This is a genomic window from Pseudoxanthomonas sp. SGNA-20 (genome assembly GCF_003931635.1).
In the GTDB taxonomy this organism is placed as follows: Bacteria; Pseudomonadota; Gammaproteobacteria; order Xanthomonadales; family Xanthomonadaceae; genus Pseudoxanthomonas.
Map to the genome: position 1 here is coordinate 33853 of NZ_RRYK01000003.1, position 19315 is coordinate 53167.

The 19315-nt window shown below is 71.6% G+C and carries 16 protein-coding genes and 1 pseudogene; 6 read left to right on the forward strand and 11 right to left on the reverse strand.

What is annotated here, in order from left to right; all coding sequences use genetic code 11:
• Positions 1 to 119 precede the first annotated feature (119 nt).
• The 4 genes and pseudogenes from EIM48_RS07185 to EIM48_RS07200 form a co-directional block, all read right to left on the reverse strand.
• Positions 120 to 443: pseudogene (locus EIM48_RS07185) on the reverse strand (Na+/H+ antiporter subunit C); the annotation flags it as partial.
• The gene (locus EIM48_RS07190) at positions 443 to 3286 is read right to left on the reverse strand and encodes a monovalent cation/H+ antiporter subunit A (RefSeq protein ID WP_125111382.1); all 2844 of its coding nucleotides are present in this window, start codon (positions 3284 to 3286) and stop codon (positions 443 to 445) included. The pseudogene EIM48_RS07185 and the gene EIM48_RS07190, both read right to left, overlap by 1 nt.
• Positions 3287 to 3371: 85 nt before the next feature.
• Positions 3372 to 3863: an Mpo1-like protein gene (locus EIM48_RS07195; protein ID WP_019397997.1), complete on the reverse strand. Its 492-nt coding sequence runs from the start codon at positions 3861 to 3863 to the stop codon at positions 3372 to 3374.
• Positions 3864 to 4088: 225 nt separating this feature from the next.
• Positions 4089 to 5042: a phosphoribosylaminoimidazolesuccinocarboxamide synthase gene (locus EIM48_RS07200; protein WP_019397996.1), complete on the reverse strand. Its 954-nt coding sequence runs from the start codon at positions 5040 to 5042 to the stop codon at positions 4089 to 4091.
• A 149-nt stretch (positions 5043 to 5191) separates the two neighbouring features.
• On the opposite strand from EIM48_RS07200, the gene EIM48_RS07205 reads away from it, so the two are divergent.
• From EIM48_RS07205 to EIM48_RS07225, 5 genes are all read left to right on the forward strand, one after another.
• Complete coding sequence (locus EIM48_RS07205; RefSeq protein ID WP_026010389.1) at positions 5192 to 5530, forward strand: DnaJ domain-containing protein; 339 nt, start codon at positions 5192 to 5194, stop codon at positions 5528 to 5530.
• Between the two features lie 39 nt (positions 5531 to 5569).
• On the forward strand, positions 5570 to 6256 hold the full coding sequence (gene rpe, locus EIM48_RS07210) for a ribulose-phosphate 3-epimerase (RefSeq protein ID WP_028915460.1): 687 nt from the start codon (positions 5570 to 5572) through the stop codon (positions 6254 to 6256).
• A gap of 177 nt (positions 6257 to 6433) precedes the next feature.
• Positions 6434 to 7387, forward strand: a complete 954-nt coding sequence (yegS, locus tag EIM48_RS07215; protein ID WP_037035027.1) for a lipid kinase YegS — start codon at positions 6434 to 6436, stop codon at positions 7385 to 7387.
• Between the two features lie 159 nt (positions 7388 to 7546).
• On the forward strand, positions 7547 to 9022 hold the full coding sequence (trpE, locus tag EIM48_RS07220; RefSeq protein ID WP_125111383.1) for an anthranilate synthase component I: 1476 nt from the start codon (positions 7547 to 7549) through the stop codon (positions 9020 to 9022).
• A gap of 10 nt (positions 9023 to 9032) precedes the next feature.
• The gene (locus EIM48_RS07225; protein WP_026010388.1) at positions 9033 to 9611 is read left to right on the forward strand and encodes an aminodeoxychorismate/anthranilate synthase component II; all 579 of its coding nucleotides are present in this window, start codon (positions 9033 to 9035) and stop codon (positions 9609 to 9611) included.
• A gap of 7 nt (positions 9612 to 9618) precedes the next feature.
• Here the strand turns inward: EIM48_RS07225 and EIM48_RS07230 are convergent, their stop codons facing one another.
• Positions 9619 to 10008 carry a GtrA family protein gene (locus EIM48_RS07230; RefSeq protein ID WP_019397990.1) on the reverse strand — a complete coding sequence of 130 codons (390 nt, stop codon included), beginning with the start codon at positions 10006 to 10008 and terminating at the stop codon, positions 9619 to 9621.
• Positions 10009 to 10133: 125 nt separating this feature from the next.
• On the opposite strand from EIM48_RS07230, the gene glmU reads away from it, so the two are divergent.
• The gene (glmU, locus tag EIM48_RS07235) at positions 10134 to 11507 is read left to right on the forward strand and encodes a bifunctional UDP-N-acetylglucosamine diphosphorylase/glucosamine-1-phosphate N-acetyltransferase GlmU (RefSeq protein WP_019397989.1); all 1374 of its coding nucleotides are present in this window, start codon (positions 10134 to 10136) and stop codon (positions 11505 to 11507) included.
• A gap of 102 nt (positions 11508 to 11609) precedes the next feature.
• Here the strand turns inward: glmU and EIM48_RS07240 are convergent, their stop codons facing one another.
• From EIM48_RS07240 to EIM48_RS07265, 6 genes are all read right to left on the reverse strand, one after another.
• Positions 11610 to 12950 carry a HAMP domain-containing sensor histidine kinase gene (locus tag EIM48_RS07240; RefSeq protein ID WP_125111384.1) on the reverse strand — a complete coding sequence of 447 codons (1341 nt, stop codon included), beginning with the start codon at positions 12948 to 12950 and terminating at the stop codon, positions 11610 to 11612.
• A gap of 5 nt (positions 12951 to 12955) precedes the next feature.
• Positions 12956 to 14293 carry a sigma-54 dependent transcriptional regulator gene (locus tag EIM48_RS07245; RefSeq protein WP_125111385.1) on the reverse strand — a complete coding sequence of 446 codons (1338 nt, stop codon included), beginning with the start codon at positions 14291 to 14293 and terminating at the stop codon, positions 12956 to 12958.
• A gap of 73 nt (positions 14294 to 14366) precedes the next feature.
• Entirely contained in the window at positions 14367 to 15602 is a 1236-nt protein-coding gene (locus EIM48_RS07250; protein ID WP_125111386.1) for an FtsX-like permease family protein, read from the reverse strand.
• Positions 15603 to 15650: 48 nt separating this feature from the next.
• On the reverse strand, positions 15651 to 16952 hold the full coding sequence (locus EIM48_RS07255; protein ID WP_125111387.1) for an ABC transporter permease: 1302 nt from the start codon (positions 16950 to 16952) through the stop codon (positions 15651 to 15653).
• A 10-nt stretch (positions 16953 to 16962) separates the two neighbouring features.
• Entirely contained in the window at positions 16963 to 17673 is a 711-nt protein-coding gene (locus tag EIM48_RS07260; protein ID WP_019397984.1) for an ABC transporter ATP-binding protein, read from the reverse strand.
• A gap of 141 nt (positions 17674 to 17814) precedes the next feature.
• Positions 17815 to 19086 (reverse strand): efflux RND transporter periplasmic adaptor subunit, encoded by a 1272-nt coding sequence (locus EIM48_RS07265; RefSeq protein WP_019397983.1) that lies wholly within the window; start codon positions 19084 to 19086, stop codon positions 17815 to 17817.
• Positions 19087 to 19315 lie beyond the last annotated feature (229 nt).

The window sequence follows — 19315 nt, forward strand, 5'->3', positions numbered from 1 at the left end:
GCGCCCTGGGCGGGCACCGATTCATTGCCCGCCACCAGCTCGGCCGCGTGCGCGGCCAGGCGTGCCTCGTCGTGGCGCAACTGCTCGCGGCGCTGGAATTCCGCCTCGGCGCGGCTGCCGTCCACGTGGTCGCTGTGGTTGTCGGCGCGGCTGCGGATGGCCAGCACGATGATCACCGCGGTCATGGCGAAGGCGATCACGATCGCGGTCAGCACCAGGGCCTGGGGCAGGGGATCGGTGTAGTACGCCGGCTCGGCGGGCATGCCCTCGCGCAGCACCGGCGGCTTGCCCGTCACCAGGCGCCCGCTGGAGAAGATCAACAGGTTGGTGGCGTAGGACAGCAGGGTCAGCCCCAGGATCACGTCGAAGCTGCGCGCCCGCAGCAGCAGGTACACGCCCGCGGCGGTGAGGATGCCGATCGCGCTCGCCATCGCCAGTTCCATCAGCCCAGTTCTCCGGTACGGGTCGAACGCTGGCCCGGCTCGATCACGCCCAGCCGCGCCACCGTGGTGCGCGAGGGGCGGATGGTGCCGAGCATCGACAGGATGAGCATGGCGCCGCCGAACACCACCAGGTACACGCCGGTGTCGAAGCCCATGGCGCTGGCCAGTTCCAGGGTGCCGACCAGCGGCAGTTCCAGTTCCAGGTGGCCGCTGGTGAGGAACGGGACGCCGAACAGGAACGCAGCCGCGCCGCTGGCCGCCGCCACCACCAGGCCGATGCCGATGCAGCGGATGTAGTCGAAGCCGAAGCGCGACTCGACCGAGGCCGCGCCCTGGATCACGTACTGGATCAGCAGCGGCACCGCCAGCACCAGGCCGGCGATGAAGCCACCGCCGGGCGCGTTGTGTCCGCGCAGGAACAGGAATACCGAGACGGTGAGGGTCAGCGGGAACAGCAGCTGGGCAAGGTCGGCCGGCACCGGCAGCTTCACCGGGCCGCCGGACATGACCTTCTCCGGGGCCATCCGCGCGCGCCGCAGCAGGGCGTGCACGATCAGCGCGGCCACGCCGAACACGGTGATCTCGCCGAAGGTATCGAAGCCGCGGAAGTCGACCAGGATCACGTTGACCACGTTGCGGCCGTAGGCCTCCGGCAGCGAGCGTGCCAGCATCTCCACGCTGGCCGCGTCCGGGCTCGGGTCGCGGGCCATCATCGCGTACGCCAGCACCGCCACGCCCAGGCCGGCGGCGGCGGCCACCACGATGTCGCGGTAGCGCCGCGCCGGGCGCCGCTCCGGCGGCGAGCGCGGCGGCAGGTAGTGCAGGCCCAGCAGCAGCAGCGCCAGGCTGACCATCTCCACCAGCAGCTGGGTCAGGGCCAGGTCCGGGGCGGACAGGAACACGAAGGCCATGCTGACCATCAGGCCGATGCCGCCCACGACCAGCAGGGCCAGCAGGCGCTGCCGGTACAGGCGGATGGTCCACGCGGTGCAGGCCACCATCACCAGCCACAGGAACCAGCCCAGCAGCGGCATCGGCGAGGGCGCGCGCAGCACCGGCAGCGCGCCGCCACCGAGGGAATCGACGAACGGCGCCACCCCGGCGGCAAGCGCGGCCAGCACCAGCAGCAGCATGCTGCGCTGGACGCTGCCGTTGGCGATCCGGGTGGTGAAACGGTTGGCCAGGCCGTACAGGGCATCCATGTTCCAGCGGAACACGTTCCGGCCCAGCGAGCCGCGCACGATCGCGTGCAGGTCGAACAGGCGCCGCAGGCCGAAGTACAGGGCGATGCCGCCGACGATGCCGCACAGGCTCATCAGCAGCGGCACGTTCAGCCCGTGCCATACCGCCAGGCTGTAACCGGGCATGGCCGCGCCGAGGATGGCGCCGGCGCCGGCGTGCAGCACCGGGGCCACGGTGAAGGCCGGGAACACGCCCACCGCGATGCACAGCACCACCAGCACCTCGACCGGGATCTTCATCCAGCGCGGCGGCTCGTGCGGCTCGCGGTCCAGGGCGCGCGGCCCCTTGCCGAAGAAGGTCTCGTAAACGAAGCGCAGGCTGTAGGCCACGCCGAAGATGCCGTACAGCAGCGCGGCCACGGCGATGCCCAGGCGCATGTAGGCGTGGCCGCGGATCTCCAGCGCCTCGGTGAAGAACATCTCCTTGGACAGGAAGCCGTTGAGCAGCGGGATGCCGGCCATCGCCAGCGAGGCGATCACCGCCAGCGCGCTGGTCATGGGCATGGCCCGCCGCAGGTTGCCCAGGCGGCGGATGTCGCGGGTGCCGGTCTCGTGGTCGATGATGCCGGCGGCCATGAACAGCGAGGCCTTGAAGGTGGCGTGGTTGAGGATGTGGAACACGCCGGCGACCACCGCCATCGGCGTGGACAGGCCGAACAGCAGGGTGATCAGGCCCAGGTGGGAAATGGTCGAGTACGCCAGCAGGCCCTTGAGGTCGTGCTGGAAGATCGCGAACCAGGCGCCCAGCAACAGGGTCGCCGCACCGATGCCGCTGACCAGGTAGAAGAACAGGTCGCTGCCGGCCAGCGCCGGGTGCAGCCGCGCCAGCAGGAACACGCCGGCCTTCACCATGGTTGCCGAGTGCAGGTAGGCCGACACCGGGGTGGGCGCGGCCATCGCGTGCGGCAGCCAGAAGTGCACCGGGAACTGCGCGCTCTTGGTGAACACGCCGGCCAGCACCAGGCCCAGCGCCCAGGGGTAGAGCGCGCTGTCGCGGATCAGTTCGCCGGAGGCCAGCACCGCGTCCAGGTCGTAGCTGCCGACGATGCGGCCGATCAGCAGCACGCCGCCAAGCAGGGCCAGGCCGCCGCCGCCGGTGATGGCCAGGGCCATGCGCGCGCCTTCGCGCGCGTCCTGGCGGTGGGTCCAGAAGCCGATCAGCAGGAACGAGCTGATGCTGGTCAGTTCCCAGAACACCAGCAGCAGGAGCAGGTTGCCGGCCAGCACCACGCCCAGCATCGAGCCCATGAACAGCAGCAGGTAGCTGAAGAAGCGCACCGCGCTGTCGCGCGCGGAGAGGTAGTAGTGCGCGTACAGCACCACCAGCGCGCCGATCGCCAGCACCAGCCCGGCGAACATCCAGGCCAGCCCGTCCAGGCGCAGGTCGAAGTCCAGCCCGATCTGCGGGATCCAGGCGTGCTCGCCGCGCACGATCCAGCCCTGCAGCACCGAAGGAGTCAGCCAGCCCAGCACCGCCAGGCCCAGCAGCGGGGCCGCGCCGGCCACCCACGCGGCGGCGGCCCGCGAACGGGGGCGCAGCAGGGCCAGCAGCGCCGCTGCCAGGAAGGGCAGGGCGAGGAGGACTTCCAGGAACGGGATCATCCGTGCGGTCGTGGGGGCCGTCGTGGTGAACCCGGGAGTTTAGCAGCGGGCGGCGTGCTCTCCGCGTGCTGCGCCGCGGCAGCGCCTAGTAACGCCAGCCCAGCCGGCGGTAGCACTTGGCCATGACCCAGGCCGGGCCGATCAGCAGGTAGACCAGGTCGGTGAGGAAGCTGGGACGCCGGCCCTCGTAGTGGTGGCCGACGAACTGCGCGACCCAGGCGAACACGAATACCGCCGCGGCGGCGGCCAGCAGCACGCCCGGGCCCAGGCGCATCTCGATCAGCCGGCACACGCAGCCGCAGAAGAAGAACAGCGCCAGCATGCCCAGGCCCAGCCGCCGCGACAGGCGGTTGTAGAAAGACCAAGCGGCGAACATCGCCAGCGCCGCCCAGATCCCGGTGCGGGTCCAGGTGCCGAACACCGGCACGCACCAGACCAGGGCGACCACCGACCACAGGATGGCCGGCACCGCGACCACGTGGATGCGCTGGTTGAGCGGGTGGCGGTGGTCGGCCGAGTAGCTGGCGAAGTAGCGGTCGATCGCCCGCGTCGGCCCGGAATGCGGGGCTTGGCTCATGGGCTCACCTGCGGTGGGCGTGGCTGGCCCGGGAGCATAGCCATTTATGTGCCGCGCCTCCCGCCGCGTCGCGACACCGCCGGTAGAGTCCGGCCCGGCGCCGCGGCGCTGCGTCCGGGCCGGCGGCGCCTGCATCCGTTGGCAGGCGGCCGCATGTACGCACCCGCCCCGGGCCCGGAAAGCACGAGGCCCGCGGTTGCGGGCCTCGCGGGCGCGGTACTGGCTTCAGTCCACGCTGATGCCGGCCAGCTTCTGCAGCGCCTCGGCGTAGCGGGCGCGGGTGCGCTCGATCACCTCGGCCGGCAGCTTCGGGCCCGGCGGGGTCTTGTCCCAGTCCAGGGTCTCCAGGTGGTCGCGCACGATCTGCTTGTCGTAGCTGGGCGGGCTGATGCCGACCTGGTACTCGTCCGCCGGCCAGTAGCGCGAGGAATCCGGGGTCAGCATCTCGTCCATGATGTACAGCCGGCCGTCGGCGTCGGTGCCGAACTCGAACTTGGTGTCGGCCAGCAGGATGCCGCGCTCGGCCGCGTAGGCGGCGGCGAACTTGTAGATGCGCAGGGTGGCGTCGCGCACGCGCTCGGCCAGGTCGGCGCCGACCGCGCGCACCATGGCATCGAAGTCGATGTTCTCGTCGTGGTCGCCGACGGCGGCCTTGGTCGAGGGGGTGAAGATCGGCTCGGGCAGCTGCTCGGCCTGGCGCAGGCCCGGGGGCAGGGCGATGCCGCTGACTTTGCCGGTGCGCTGGTAGTCCTTCCAGCCGCTGCCGATCAGGTAGCCGCGGGCGATGGCCTCCACCGGCACCGGCTTGAGCTTGCGGGTCACCACCGCGCGCCGGGCGTACAGCGCCGGGTCCACGCCCTCGGGCAGGACCGCGGCCACGTCGATGCCGGTGAGGTGGTTGGGCATCAGGTGGGCGGTCTTGGCGAACCAGAAGTTGGAGATCTGGCAAAGCATCTCGCCCTTGCCCGGGATCGGGTCGGGCAGGACCACGTCGAACGCCGACAGGCGGTCGGTCGCCACCATCAGCAGGTAGCCGTCGGGCGAGACGGCGCCGGGGCCGGCGGCAGCCAGGGCTGCGTCGGGAATGCGTTCGCGGGGCAGGTCGAACACGTCGCGCACCTTGCCGCGGTGGCGCAGCGGCAGGCCGGGGAGGTCGGACTGGAGCAGGGTCGTGGACAACGCAGTCTCCGGGCAGTGCTCAGGTTGACAGGGGCCGCCGCGAACGGTACCCGGCCGGCGGCGGGTCGCACAGTGTACGGCGAGCCGGGGCGGCTGTGCCGTACAATCGCATGCTCCCCAACGTGGACCCCTCCGGGGCGCGCCGCCGCATGAATCGCTGGTACGGAAAACTGCTGGGGCTGGTGGCCGGGGCCCTGCTGTTCCGGCCCAATCCGCTGTTCGGCGCGGTCATCGGCCTGCTGGTCGGCCATGCCTTCGATACCGACTGGTTTGCCCTTCGCCGGCACGGCAACCCCTACGCCGAGCTGGGGCTGGAGCCGGATGCCAGCGACGCCGAGGTCGACCAGGCCTACCGCCGGCTGATGTCCCAGTACCACCCCGACCGCGTTGCCGGGGCCGCGCCGGAGCTGCGCGCCCAGGCCGAGGAGCGCGCCCGCGCCATCAACGCCGCCTACGACCGCATCCGCGCCCTGCGCAAGCGCCGCTGAGCGCCCGGGGCCCCGTCCGCCTTCATCCGCGAGCCGACCATGCAGCCCACCGTCATCGCCCCGTCCATCCTCTCGGCCGATTTCGCCCGCCTGGGCGAGGAGGTCGACAACGTCCTGGCCGCCGGCGCCGACTGGGTGCACTTCGACGTGATGGACAACCATTACGTGCCCAACCTGACGATCGGTCCGATGGTCTGCCAGGCGCTGCGCAAGCACGGGGTGCAGGCCTTCATCGACGTGCACCTGATGGTCGAGCCGGTGGACCGCATCGTCCCGGACTTCGCCGCCGCCGGCGCCAACCTCATCAGCTTCCACCCCGAGGCCAGTCGCCACGTCCACCGCACCATCCAGCTGATCAGGTCGCACGGCTGCCAGGCCGGCCTGGTGCTCAACCCCGCCACCCCGGTGGAGGTGCTGGACTGGGTGCTGGAGGACCTGGACCTGGTGATGCTGATGTCGGTCAACCCGGGCTTCGGCGGCCAGGCCTTCATTCCCTCCAGCCTGGACAAGCTGCGCGCGGTGCGGGCGATGATCGACAAGACCGGCAAGCCGATCCGGCTGGAGATCGACGGCGGGGTCAAGGCCGACAACATCGGCCAGATCGCCGCCGCCGGCGCCGATACCTTCGTCGCCGGCTCGGCGATCTTCGCCGAGCCGCGTACCCGCGCGCACTACGCCGAGGTGATCGGGCGGATGAAGGCCGCGGTGGAGTCCGCGCGCGGCTGAGCCAGGCAGCCGGCCACGCCCTGCCGGCGCCGCCGGCCCGGTTGGGGGTCCATCCCCGCCTGGCCTCCTGCACGGCCGAGCGTGCCCTGCACGCATGACCGGGGCATGACGGCCGCGGCTTCACGCCCGGCGGCGCGCGGTGTTGCTAACGTGCGCACCCCTCCCACGGGTGTCCGCATGCCTGCAGCCGATCCGCATCCCCCCGCGTTGTGGCTGGTCCTCAACGGCAAGGCCGCCGGCGAGGACGCCGTGCGCGAGGCCGTGGCCGCGCTGCGCGGGCAGGGGCACGCGGTTGCCGTGCGGGTGACCTGGGAGGACGGCGACGCCGCCCGCTACGTGGCCGAGGCGCTGGAGGCCGGCGCCGCCACCCTCGTCGCCGGCGGCGGCGACGGCACCCTCAGCGAGGTCGCCCAGGCCCTGGCCGAACAGGACGCCGGTGCCGATGCCCTGCCGGCGCTGGCGCTGCTGCCGCTGGGCACGGCCAACGACTTCGCCAGCGCAGCCGGCATCCCCGCTGAGGCCGATGCCGCGCTTGACCTGGCCCTGCAGGCACCGGCGGCGAACGTGGACCTGCTCCGGATCGAGGCCGATGGCCGCCGCCACTGGTGCGCCAACCTGGCCAGCGGCGGCTTCGGCACCGAGGTGACGGTGGAAACCGACGAGGGCCTCAAGAGCCTGCTCGGCGGACTGGCCTACCTGGTGACCGGGATCGCGAAGCTGGGCCGGATCGAACCGGTGGAAGTACGCGTGCGCGGCCCGCGGTTCGCCTGGGAGGGCGGGCTGATCGCGCTGGGGCTGGGCAATGGCCGCCAGGCCGGCGGCGGGCGCGAGCTGTGCCCGGAGGCGCGGATCGACGACGGCCTGCTGGAGCTGACCGTGATCCCCGAGCTGTCCGGCGAGCTGGCCTCCACCCTCGGCACCCTGGTCAGGGACGGCCAGCGTGCCGCGCTGGAACGGATCGCGGTGCGCACGCGCCTGCCCTGGGTGGAGCTGGAAGGGCTGGCCGGGCCGTTCACCCTCAACCTCGACGGCGAACCGCTGCAGGCGCGCCGCTTCCGCGTCGAATGCGTGCCCGGGCGCCTGCGCATGCGCCTGCCGCCCGGCAGCCCGTTGCTCTCGCAACCTTCCTGAGCCACGCGCAGGCGCTGCGCGCGCGCGCCGATGCGGGTAAAGTGGGCGGCATGTTCGGCCAGACGATCAGGCTCCACCGCTCCTCCGCGCGCCAGGCTTGGCGATGGCGGCCCCATGCCGTCGTTTGCCATGCCCCGTATTGCCGGAAGGAAGCCTGCCTTGATCACGTCCGAACAGTTCCAGCGCCACGCCGCTGAAGCCCGCTACACCCGCGTTCCCGTCGTCCGCGAGGTCCTGTCCGACCTCGATACCCCGCTTTCTGTCTACCTGAAGCTGGCCGACGCGCCGCATACCTATCTCTTCGAATCGGTCGAGGGCGGCGAACGCTTCGGCCGCTATTCGATCATCGGCCTGCCGGCGCGCCGCACCGTCAGCTTCCGTGGCCACTCCATGGAAACGCGCGAGGACGGCCGTGTTGTCGACTCCCGCCAGGTCGCGGATCCGTTCGCCGAGGTCGAGGCCCTGCGCAACTCCTACTCGGTGCCGCAGCTGGAAGGCCTGCCCGGTTTCACCGGCGGCCTGGTCGGCTGGTTCGGTTTCGAATGCATCGGCTATATCGAGCCGCGCCTGGCTGGCAACACCGCGCGCGACGAGATCGGCACCCCGGACATCTACCTGATGCTGTCCGAGGAACTGGCGGTGTTCGACAACCTCAAGGGCCGCCTGTACCTGATCGTGCATGCCGACCCGCGCCAGCCCGGCGCCTGGGACGCCGCGCAGGCACGCCTGGACGCCCTGGTCGCCAAGCTGCGCCAGCCCGGCCACTACCCGGCGCCGCTGCGCCGCGACGTGCTGGACGAGAGCCACTTCGTCTCCGGCTTCACCCGCGAGGGCTTCATCGCCGCGGTGGAGAAGTCCAAGGAATACATCCGCGCCGGCGACGTGTTCCAGGTGGTGCTGAGCCAGCGCCTGAGCGTGCCGTTCAACGCCCGTCCGGTGGACGTGTACCGCGCCCTGCGCGCGCTCAACCCCTCGCCGTACATGTACTTCCTCGACACTGGCGAGGTACAGGTGGTCGGCTCCTCGCCGGAGATCCTGGTGCGGCTGCAGGGCGGCCAGGTCACCGTGCGCCCGATCGCCGGTACCCGCCCGCGCGGGCGCACGCCGGAGGAGGACCTGGCCCTGGAACAGGAGCTGCTGGCCGATCCCAAGGAGCGCGCCGAGCACGTGATGCTGATCGACCTGGGCCGCAACGACGTCGGCCGGGTGTCGGAGCCGGGCAGCGTCGAGGTCGGCGAGCGCTTCGTGATCGAGCGCTACAGCCACGTCATGCACATCGTCAGCGAGGTCACCGGCCGGCTGCTGCCGGGCCTGAGCTACGCCGACGTGCTGCGCGCCACCTTCCCGGCCGGCACCGTGTCCGGCGCGCCCAAGATCCGCGCGCTGGAAGTGATCCGCGAACTGGAGCCGATCAAGCGCAACGTCTACGCCGGCAGCATCGGCTACATCGGCTGGCACGGCGACGCCGACACCGCCATCGCCATCCGCACCGCGGTGATCAAGGACGGCCGCCTGCACGTCCAGGCCGGCGCCGGCATCGTCTACGACTCCGACCCGCAGAAGGAGTGGGACGAGACCATGAACAAGGGCCGCGCGCTGTTCCGCGCCGTGGCCCAGGCCGCGCAGGGACTGTGAGGGAACCACCATGCTGTTGATGATCGACAACTACGACAGCTTCACCTTCAACCTCGTGCAGTACCTGCAGGCGCTGGGGGCGGAGGTGGAGGTGGTGCGCAACGACGCCATGAGCGTCGACCAGATCCGGAAGCTGGCGCCGGAGCGCATCGTGATCTCGCCCGGTCCGTGCACGCCCAACGAGGCGGGCGTGTCGCTGGAGGTGATCGAAGAGCTGGGCGCGACCACCCCGATCCTGGGCGTGTGCCTGGGCCACCAGAGCATCGGCCAGGCTTACGGCGGCAAGGTGGTGCGCGCCGGCAACATCATGCACGGCAAGACCTCGCCGATCCGGCACCAGGGCAAGGGCGTGTTCGCCGGCCTGCCGGACGGCTACGAGGCCACCCGCTACCACTCGCTGGTGGTGGAGAAGGATTCGCTGCCGGACTGCCTGGAGATCACCGCCTGGACCGAGAACCCGGACGGTTCGATGGAGGAGATCATGGGCCTGCGCCACCGCGAGCATCCGGTGGAGGGCGTGCAGTTCCACCCCGAGTCGATCCTGACCCAGCACGGCCACGCCCTGCTGCGCAACTTCCTCCAGCGCTAGAGGCGCCTCAGCGGTACACCACCCGGCGCAGCAGGAAGAAGGTCACCACCGCCAGGCCGCCCTCGACCACCGGCTTGGCCATCCACGCCCAGCGCAGGCCCAGCTGCTGCTCGACCGTGTTGACCAGCAGGGTGCTGGCGATGGTCATGGTGATCCACAGCAGGCCGAAGCGGCCGAAGCGGCGCCAGCCCAGGCGCGCGCCGTCGCCGCCGGCGAAGGTGTAGCGGCCGTTGAGCCAGAAGCCGAGCATGGCGCCGGTGGTGCGGCCCAGCAGGTTGGCCGGCACCGCATGCAGGCCCAGCGCGGTGGCGGCCACGAACACCGCCCAGTCGACCACCAGTTGCAGCAGTCCGAAGGCGATGTACTGGCTGCCCTGGCGCAGGAGGAGCGTTCGCACGGCGGATCCGGAGGCTGGAGACGGGGCGAAGTCTAAACCGGCGCCCTGCGCGGATCGTGAACCGTGGGGTCGCCGCGCCGCGAGGGATAGAATCATGGCCCTTTCCGCACAGTAGACGCCGCTCCATGACCCAGCCCCTGCACGTGGTGATCCTCGCCGCCGGCGAGGGCAAGCGCATGAAATCGGCCCTGCCCAAGGTGCTGCAGCCGGTAGGCGGGCGGCCGATGCTGGCGCACGTGATCGACACCGCGCGCCGGCTGCAGCCGGCCGGCATCCACGTGGTCTACGGGCACGGCGGCGACGCGGTCCGCGCGGCCTTCGCCGGCCAGGACGACCTGGCCTGGGCCGAGCAGGCCCGCCAGCTGGGCACGGGCCACGCCGTGCAGCAGGCCATGCCCGGCATCCCCGAGCTGGCCGACGTGCTGGTGCTGTACGGCGACGTGCCGCTGACCTCGGCCGACACCCTGCGCCGCCTGCTGCAGGCCGACGGCCTGCTGCGCGTGCTGGTGGCCGAGCCGGCCGACCCGACCGGCTACGGCCGCATCGTGCGCGACCCGCAGGGGCGGGTGGCGAAGATCGTCGAGCACCGCGACGCCAGCGACGAGGAGCGCCGCATCGGCATCGTCAACACCGGCATCATCGCCGCCGAGTCCGACGCGCTGAAGCGCTGGCTGGCGCGGCTGTCCAACGAGAACGCGCAGGGCGAGTACTACCTCACCGACGTGTTCGCCATGGCCGCGGCCGAGTACAACCCGGCGGAGATCGTGCTGGTCGAGGATCCGATCGAGGCCGAGGGCGCCAACGACCCCTGGCAGCTGGCGCAGCTGGAGCGCGCCTACCAGCTGCGGCGTGCGCGCGAACTTTGCCTGGCCGGCGCGCGCCTGCTGGACCCGGCGCGGGTCGAGCAGCGCGGCACGGTGAAGGTGGGGCGCGACGTGGAGATCGACGTCGACGTGGTGCTGGAGGGCGAGGTCGAGCTGGGCGACGGCGTGCGCATCGGCCCGTTCGTGCGCCTGAAGGACGTGCGCCTGGGCCCGGGCACCGAGGTGCTGGCGCACTGCGACCTGGAAGGCGTGGTCACCGAGGGCGCCGTGCACATCGGCCCGTTCGCGCGCCTGCGCCCGGGCACGGTGCTGGCCGACGGCGTGCGCATCGGCAACTTCGTGGAGACCAAGAAGGTGGTGCTGGGCGTGGGCAGCAAGGCCAACCACCTCACCTACCTGGGCGACACCACGGTGGGCGCGGGGGTGAACATCGGCGCCGGCACCATCACCTGCAACTACGACGGGGTGAACAAGTCGGCCACGGTGATCGGCGACGGCGCCTTCATCGGCTCCAATTCGGCCCTGGTGGCGCCGGTGGAGATCGGCGCCGGCGCGACGATCGGCGCCGGTTCGGTGATCACCCGCAACGCCCCGGCCGACGCCCTGACCGTCTCGCGCGCGCGCCAGACCACGGTCGAAGGCTGGAAGCGCCCGGTGAAGAAGCCGAAGGCGTAGAGGATCGCGCTTCAAGGTGGCCGGGCCGTGGCGACGGCCCGGGCCTCGCCACGGTCCAGGGGCGCGGCGGCACGGCCGGAAGCCGCATCCGGGGCCGCGCCCTCACTGCTCCGGCAGCATCACCGCCACGCACAGGCCGCCGTCGGCGCGGTTCTGCAGCGACAGACGGCCGCCGTGGGCCTCGACGATCTCGCGGGTCAGGGCCAGGCCCAGGCCGGTGCCGTTGCGCTTGGTCGAGTAGAACGGCAGCAGCGCGTTCTGCAGCACCGCCTCGTTCATGCCCGGGCCGCGGTCCAGCACTTCCAGCCGGGTCCAGCCCGGCAACCGGCGCAGGCGCACCTGGACCTGGGTGTTGCCGGCTTCCTCGCCGGCCTCGTGCGCGTTCTTCAGCAGGTTGAGCAGGGCCTGCTCCATCTGCGCCGGATCCACCCGCGCGCGCAGGTCGGCGGCCATGCCGTCCAGCTCGAAACCGATCTGGCGCTGCAGCCGCGCCAGGAAGTCCTCCCAGTCCACCGCCTGCAGCTGCGGCTGCGGCAGCTTGGCGAAGCGCGCGTAGCCACGGATGAAGCCCTCCAGGTGGCGGGCACGGTCCTCGATGGTGGAGAACACCTCGGCCAGGCGCTCGTGGCGGCCGCGCCGCACCAGCTCGGCGCCGGAGTGGGCCAACGAGGCGATCGGCGCCAGCGAGTTGTTGAGCTCGTGGCTGATCACCCGGATCACCTTCTTCCAGGTCTGCACCTCCTGGCGGCGCAGTTCGGGGGTGAGCAGGCGCAGCAGCAGCAGTTCGTGGTGGCGGCCATTGAGGGTGAAGCGGCGGCGCGAGATGTGGTAGACCTCTTCCCCGGCGTCGTCCTCCGCGCCTTCCGGGCTGACCCCGAACAGGCTGTCGCCGCCGCGCGCCACCGCCTCGCGCAGCTCCGCCGGCAGCCCCTCGAGCACGCTCTCCAGGCGCTGTCCTTCCAGCTTGCGGCCGTCGTTGAGCAGCTTGCGCGCGGCCAGGTTGGCGTAGACCACCCGGGCCACGCCGTCGCCGCCGTCGGCCCACAGCAGCATCGCCACCGGGGTGTTCTGGACCATGGTGTCCAGCAGCAGTTCGCGCTGCACCAGGTCCTGGCGCTGGCGGCGCAGGACCTCGCCCAGCTCGCGGTGGGCACGCACCAGGTTGCCGACCTCGTCGCGGCTGCTCCAGTGCACGCCGAAGTTGAACTCGCCGTCGCGGTAGGTGTTGACGCTGCCGGACAGGGCGCGGAACAGCGCCCGCAGCGGGGACAGGGCGCGGTAAAGGCTCAGCCACATCAGCCCCAGCAGCACGACCACCGACACGCTGGCCAGGACCCAGCCGTGGTCGATCCAGTAGGCCGCGGTCCAGGGCAGGGCGGCGGCCAGCGCCAGCACCGGCAGCAGGCGCAGGAACAGGTGCAGGGTGAGGGTGCGGCGGACCATCCGGATCAGGAACTCTTCAGTCCATGGCGCTCCATGCGCCGGTACAGGGCCTGGCGGCTCATGCCCAGTTCGGCGGCCGCCTGCGCGATCACCCCGCCGGCGCGCTGCAGCGCCGCCTCGATCTGCTCGCGCTCCGGCTCCCGCGCCGGCGCCGGGCGCGCGGCCTGGGCGCGCGGCAGGGCCAGGTCCTCCGGCTCGATCCGCGGGCCGGTGGCCAGCAGCTGCGCGCGCTGGATCACGTTGCGCAGCTCGCGCACGTTGCCCGGCCAGGCGTGCCGCTGCAGCGCCGCGGCCGCCGCCGGCGACAGCGGCTTGCCGCCCTCGCCGAAGCGCTCGGCCAGCGGCAGCACGTCGCCCGGGCGCTCGGCCAGCGGCGGCATGCTCAGCTCGATGGTGTTGAGCCGGTAGTACAGGTCCTCGCGGAAGCTGCCCTCGCGGATCATCGCCGGCAGGTCGGCGTTGGTGGCGCTGACCACCCGCACCTTCACCTGGCGCTCGCGGTTGGAGCCCAGCCGCGCGAAGCGGCCGGTCTCCAGCACCCGCAGCAGCTTCATCTGCCCGGCCGCCGGCAGGTTGCCGATCTCGTCCAGGAACAGGGTGCCGCCGTCGGCGGCCTCGAACTTGCCCTCGCGCGCCTTGTTGGCGCCGGTGTAGGCCCCGGCCTCGGCGCCGAACAGCTCGGCCTCGATCAGGTCGGCCGGCAGCGCACCGCAGTTGACGGTCACGAACGGGCCGTCGCGCACCGCGGAGTTGGCCTGGATGATCTCGGCGATCTTCTCCTTGCCGCTGCCGTTGGGGCCGGTGATCAGCACCGGCAGGTCCGAGCGCGCCACCTGGCAGGCCAGGGCTACCACGCGCTCGCTGGCCGGGTCGGCGAACACCGCCCCGCGCAGGTCGTAGCGGCGGGCCAGGTCCTCGCGCCGGCGGCGCTCGCCGCGGCGGCGCTGGTCCAGCTCGCGGCGGGCCTCGGACAGTTCCAGCAGGTTGTTGACCGTGGCCAGCAGCTTGGCGTCCTGCCAGGGTTTGGCCAGGTAGTCGGCGGCACCGGCCTTGACCAGCTCCACCGCGCTCTCCAGGTGGGTCCAGGCGGTCAGCAGGATCACCGGCAGGTCCGGGTGCCGCTCGCGGATGGCCGCGAACAGCGCCCGGCCCTCGTCGCCGGAGGTGGTATCTGCGGTGAAGTTCATGTCCTGGATCACCAGGTCCACCGGCTCGCGCTCCAGCAGCGCCAGTCCCTCCTCCGGGCCGATGGCGTGCACGGTGGCGATGTCGTGCAGGGAGAACAGCACTTCCAGCGCGGTGGCGACCGCGGGGTTGTCGTCGATGACCAGGATGGCGGACATGGAGGAGGGCGGGAGGGAAAGCGCCGATCGTAGCGCCCGCCGGAGGCCCCGGTGGAGGGCCGCCGGTCGGGAATCAGACGCTGCGGGTGGCGGTGGCCGGCGGGATCGAGGCCGCGCGCTTCGCCGGCGCGTACACCGCCAGCTGGCCCAGGCCCCAAAGCAGCAGCGCGCCCACCGGCAGGTAGTACAGCGGCAGCCGCGCCAGGTCGTACTTGCCCATCAGCACCTGGTTGATCGCGAACGCCAGCAGCATGCCCAGGGCGATGCCGATGCTGGCCAGCACGAAGTTCTCGGTCTGGAAGTAGCGCAGCACCTGGCCGCGGGTGGCGCCAAGCGCGCGGCGGATGCCGATCTGCTTGGTGCGCTGCTGCACCCAGAAGCTGGCCAGGCCGATGATGCCCAGCGCGGTGATCAGCAGCAGGGCCACGCACACCGTGCCCAGCAGCCAGGCCATCGAGCGCGGGCCGCTGTGGAAGTCGCGGCGCATCTCCTCCAGGGTGCGGCTGTTCTCCTCCAGCAGGATGCGGTCGTTGCCGCCGTCGCGCAGGACCTTCTTGGCCGCCTCCAGCACCTCGGCGCGGCGCTCGGGCGAGGTGCGCACCAGGTAGTTGCCGGCGAGGTTGTAGTGCGGGCGCAGCGGGAAGACGATCGAGTACTCGCGGCCGGTGGGGCCGCCCATGGTGTTGGGCCGCACCAGGTGCTCGAGCACGCCGATCACGCGGGTCGGGGATTCGGACCAGGAATAGAACTCCTTGCCGATCGGGTCCTGGCCCGGGAACAGGCGCTCGGCCAGGGCGTGGGTGATGATCGCGACCGGGACGGTGTCGTCGACGGCGCCGCGGTCCAGCAGGTCCACCGCCTCGCGGTACTCGTCGGCGTTGAAGTCGCGGCCGGCCACGAGCTTCAGGCCCAGGGTCTCCATGAACTGGTCCTCGGCCAGGTAGATGGTGGCGTTGAGCATCGGCCGCTGGTCTTCCCGCTTCAGGCGCACGCCGCTGTTCCAGGACGACCAGCCGTAGGGCACCTGGTTGATCACCGTGGCGTCCTTGACCCCGGGGATGGCGCGCAGCGCGGCCAGGTCGGTGCGGGTACGGGCCTGCTGGGAGGGGTCGTCGCCGATGCTGACGATCTGCAGCCGCACCAGCTCGTCCTCGGCCAGGCCGCTGACCTCGAACACCTGGCGGATGCGGTCGTTGATCATGAACAGCGAGTTGCAGATGATCGCGCAGGTCAGGGCGATCTCCACCACGATCAGCGCGGCGGCGGTCTTGTGCCGGCGCAGGGTGGACAGGATGGGACGGATTTCCATGGTCTGTCTCCGGGGAGGCCGCGCGGCCTCCCGTCGTGGAAGTGGGGGTTACTGGGACTTGAGCTGGATCGCCGGGGCGACCTGCATCGCGCGCCAGGCGGGCACCACGCCGGCCAGCACGCTGGAGGCGACCGCCAGCACGAAGGTGAGCAGCAGCATCCAGCCGTCCAGGTGGGCGAGGTTGGCGTAGCTGGCCGGCTGCTGGCGCACGCCCCACAGCCCAAGCATGGCCAGGCCCAGGCCCAGCACGCCGCCGAACAGGCCCACGGTGCCGGCCTCGACCAGGCACTGGGCGAAGATCGCCTTGCGCGAGGCGCCCAGGGCGCGGCGCACGCCGATCTCGCTGCCGCGCCGCAGGAACTTGGCCAGGAGCAGGCCGATGGTGTTGACCAGGCACACCAGCAGGAAGCCGAAGCCCAGCCACAGCTGCATCACCACGTCCTGCGGCACGACCCGGTTGTACTCCAGCAGCTCCATCACGTTGCGCAGGCGCACGTTGGTCGGCCGCTCGAAGCGCCCGGCCGCGCGCTGCTGGTCGGAGTAATTGACCAGGTAGTCGCGGTAGGCGGCGGCCTGCGCCGGGGACTCCAGCTCCACCCAGTACTGCATCCAGGCGCAGGGGGCGTTGGGGCCGGTGGAGTCGCCGCCGGTGTCGCCCCAGCAGTCGATGTTGCCCTGGCGGTCCAGGTTGAGGTCGCGCGAGGTGGAGAAGGGCAGGAACACGCCCTCGGTCTCGGCGAAGCGGTCGTTGGTCAGGTCGTAGAAGCGCGGGGTCGGGCGCCACTGGTCGACCACGCCGACCACGGTGAACTCGGTGCGGTCCAGCAGCACCCGCTGGCCGACGCTGTTGCCGCCGCCGAACAGGCGCTCGTTGGTCTCCTTGCCCAGCACCACCACGCGCGCGCGGGCGTCGTCGTCGCCGCTGCTCCAGCCGCTGCCGTACAGCATCGGCACCTCGAACATCGGGAAGAAGTCGGCGCTGGCGAAGCGCGCGGCGCTGGTGAACGGCGCCTGGCCGCTGCGCTCGGGCGTGATCTTGACGAAGCCGCCGGTGGTCAGCGCCTGGCGCGGTGCACGCTTCTCCCGCAACAGCGCTTCGGCGTCGTAGCGGGTCAGCTGGTCGTTGGGCTCCTCGCCGGGGGTGTAGCCGTCGCGGCTGGCCGCGTCCAGCTGCACGTAGAACAGCCGGTCGCTCTTGGACGGGATCGGGTCGCCGGACAGCACCCGGAACACGGTCAGGGTGGTCATGCACGCGCCGATGCCCAGGGCGACCGCCAGCACCATCAGCGCGGTCAGCGCCCGGTCGCGGCGGAAGCTGCGCAGGGCCAGGTTGAAGTAGTAGGCGAACATGGCGGTCTCCTCAGGCGACCGCGGCGCGGTGCAGCCGGCCCTGGGCGGGTTCCAGCGACAGGTCGGTGGCCACGCCGTCGACGATGTGCACGTTGCGCTGGGCGCGCGCGGCCAGCTCCGGGTCGTGGGTCACCATCACGATGGTGGTGCCTTCGGCGTTGATCTGCTCCAGCAGCTCCATCACCCCGCGCGCCATCTGCGAGTCCAGGTTGCCGGTCGGCTCGTCGGCCAGCAGCAGGCGCGGCTCGCCGGCCAGGGCGCGGGCGATGGCCACGCGCTGCTGCTGGCCGCCGGACAGCTCCGAGGGGTAGTGGTGCATGCGCGAGGCCAGGCCCACCTGCGACAGCGCCTTCTCGATCCGCTGCCTGCGCTCGGCCGCCGGCAGCCCGCGGTAGCGCAGCGGCACGTCGACGTTGTCGAACAGGTTGAGGTCCGGGATCAGGTTGAAGCCCTGGAAGATGAAGCCGATCTTGCGGTTGCGCAGGCGGCTGCGGGCGTCGTCGGACAGGCCGCGGACGTTCTCGCCGTCCAGCAGGTAGTCGCCGGAGTCGAAGGTCTCCAGCAGCCCGGCGATGTTGAGGAAGGTGGTCTTTCCGGATCCGGAGGGGCCGGTGACCGCGACGAACTCGCCCTCGCGCACGTGCAGGTCGAGCGAGCGCAGGGCATGGGTTTCGACCATCGCGGTGCGGTAGACCTTGGAGACCTGGCGCATTTCCAGCATGGCGTTGTCCTCGTGACTGGTGATTGGTGATTGGTGGTTCGACTGGTGATTCGATTGGTGGCCCGGGTTGGCTGGTGACCGGGTTGCGCCATTGCCTGCGCCCCTTCGAATCACCCGTCACCAATGACGGATCACCGGCCGTCAACGGATGGCTACTTTCTCGGCATCGCCGAACTGGTCGGCGCCGGAGACCACGATGCGGTCGCCTTCCCTGGCGCCGGAGACGATCTCCACGTAGCCCAGGCTGCTGACGCCGGTCTGCACCGGGCGGCGTTCGGCGCTGCGGCCGTTGACCACCCAGGCGTAGCCGCCGCCGCCCTGCTCCAGGAACGGGCCGCGCTCGACCATCAGCACGTCCTCGCGGGTGTCCAGCACGATCCGCACCGACAGGCGCTGGTTCTGGCGCAGGCCCGGCGGCTGCTGGCCCTCGTCGAAGCGCAGGCGCGCGGTGACCTCGCCGTTGACCACCTCCGGCGACACCGCCGAAACCTTGGCCGGCCACGGCTTGCCCTGGCTGGTGACCTGCGCCGGCACGCCGATGCCCAGGTCGCGGGCGAAGCTCTCCGGCACCCGGATCTCGACCTCGAACTCGCTCAGGTCCACCACGCTCAGGATCGGCGCGTTGATCGCCACGTTGGTGCCCTGCGCGACCTGCACCTGGCCGACCTGGCCGTCGAACGGGGCGCGCACGGTCAGCAGCTCGACCTGGCGCTGCAGCTCGGCCACCACCGCCTTCTGGCGGTCGGCCAGCAGGCGCTTGTTGCGTGCGTCCAGGGCCGCGGCCTGTTCCTGCAGGCGGGCGTCGCTGCGCGCCGCCTCCAGGCCGATGCGCGCCTTTTCCAGCTCGTCCTGCGCGCGGGCCAGCTCGTTGTTGGACACCGCACCGCCGGCATGGGCGCGCTCGTAGCGCTCCAGGTCGCGCTGGGCGGCGACATGGTCGATCTGCGCCTGGTCCCGCGCCTTGCTCGCGTTGAGGCTGGCGATGCGCGCGTCCAGCTGGGCGCGGCTGGCCTCGGCCTCCATGCCGGCCAGGGTGGATTCCTCCTGGGCCAGGCGGCTGCGCAGCTCGGGGCTGTCGATCACCGCCAGCACCTGGCCCTTCTCGACCACGTCGCCGGCCACCACCTTCAGCGACACGGTGCCGCCGGCCACCGCGTACAGCACCGGGCTGTTGGCGGTGATCACTTTGCCGTCGGCCGACAGGTCGCGGACCAGGTCGCCGCGCTTGACCTCGGCGATGCGGATGCGCGAGGCATCATAGGAACGGGAGCCGGCGCTCCAGCCGGAAACCACCCAGCCGCCGAGCGCGAGCAGGACCAGGGCGCCGGCGCCCGCCGGCAGCCAGCGGCGCAGGGCCGCGGCGCGGCCGGTGTGGGAGAGGGGACGGTCCTGGGCAGAGGTGTCGCGGATCATCGTGTGGTGGCGGATGTGTTGGGTACGCGCTACCAAAGCAGGACGCGTGCCAATCGCAACCCATTGATCCGTAAGCGTGTCTTTCGCTGGCGCGGGTGTCCGCTGTGTCCGCCGGACAGCTGTCCGGACACTGCTCCCGGAGCGCGGACACCCGGACGCGCGCCGCGGCCGGAGCGGCACGCGCGGGATCCAGGGCCGGGCCCGGGCTGCCGCGGTCGGCCCCGCGCGG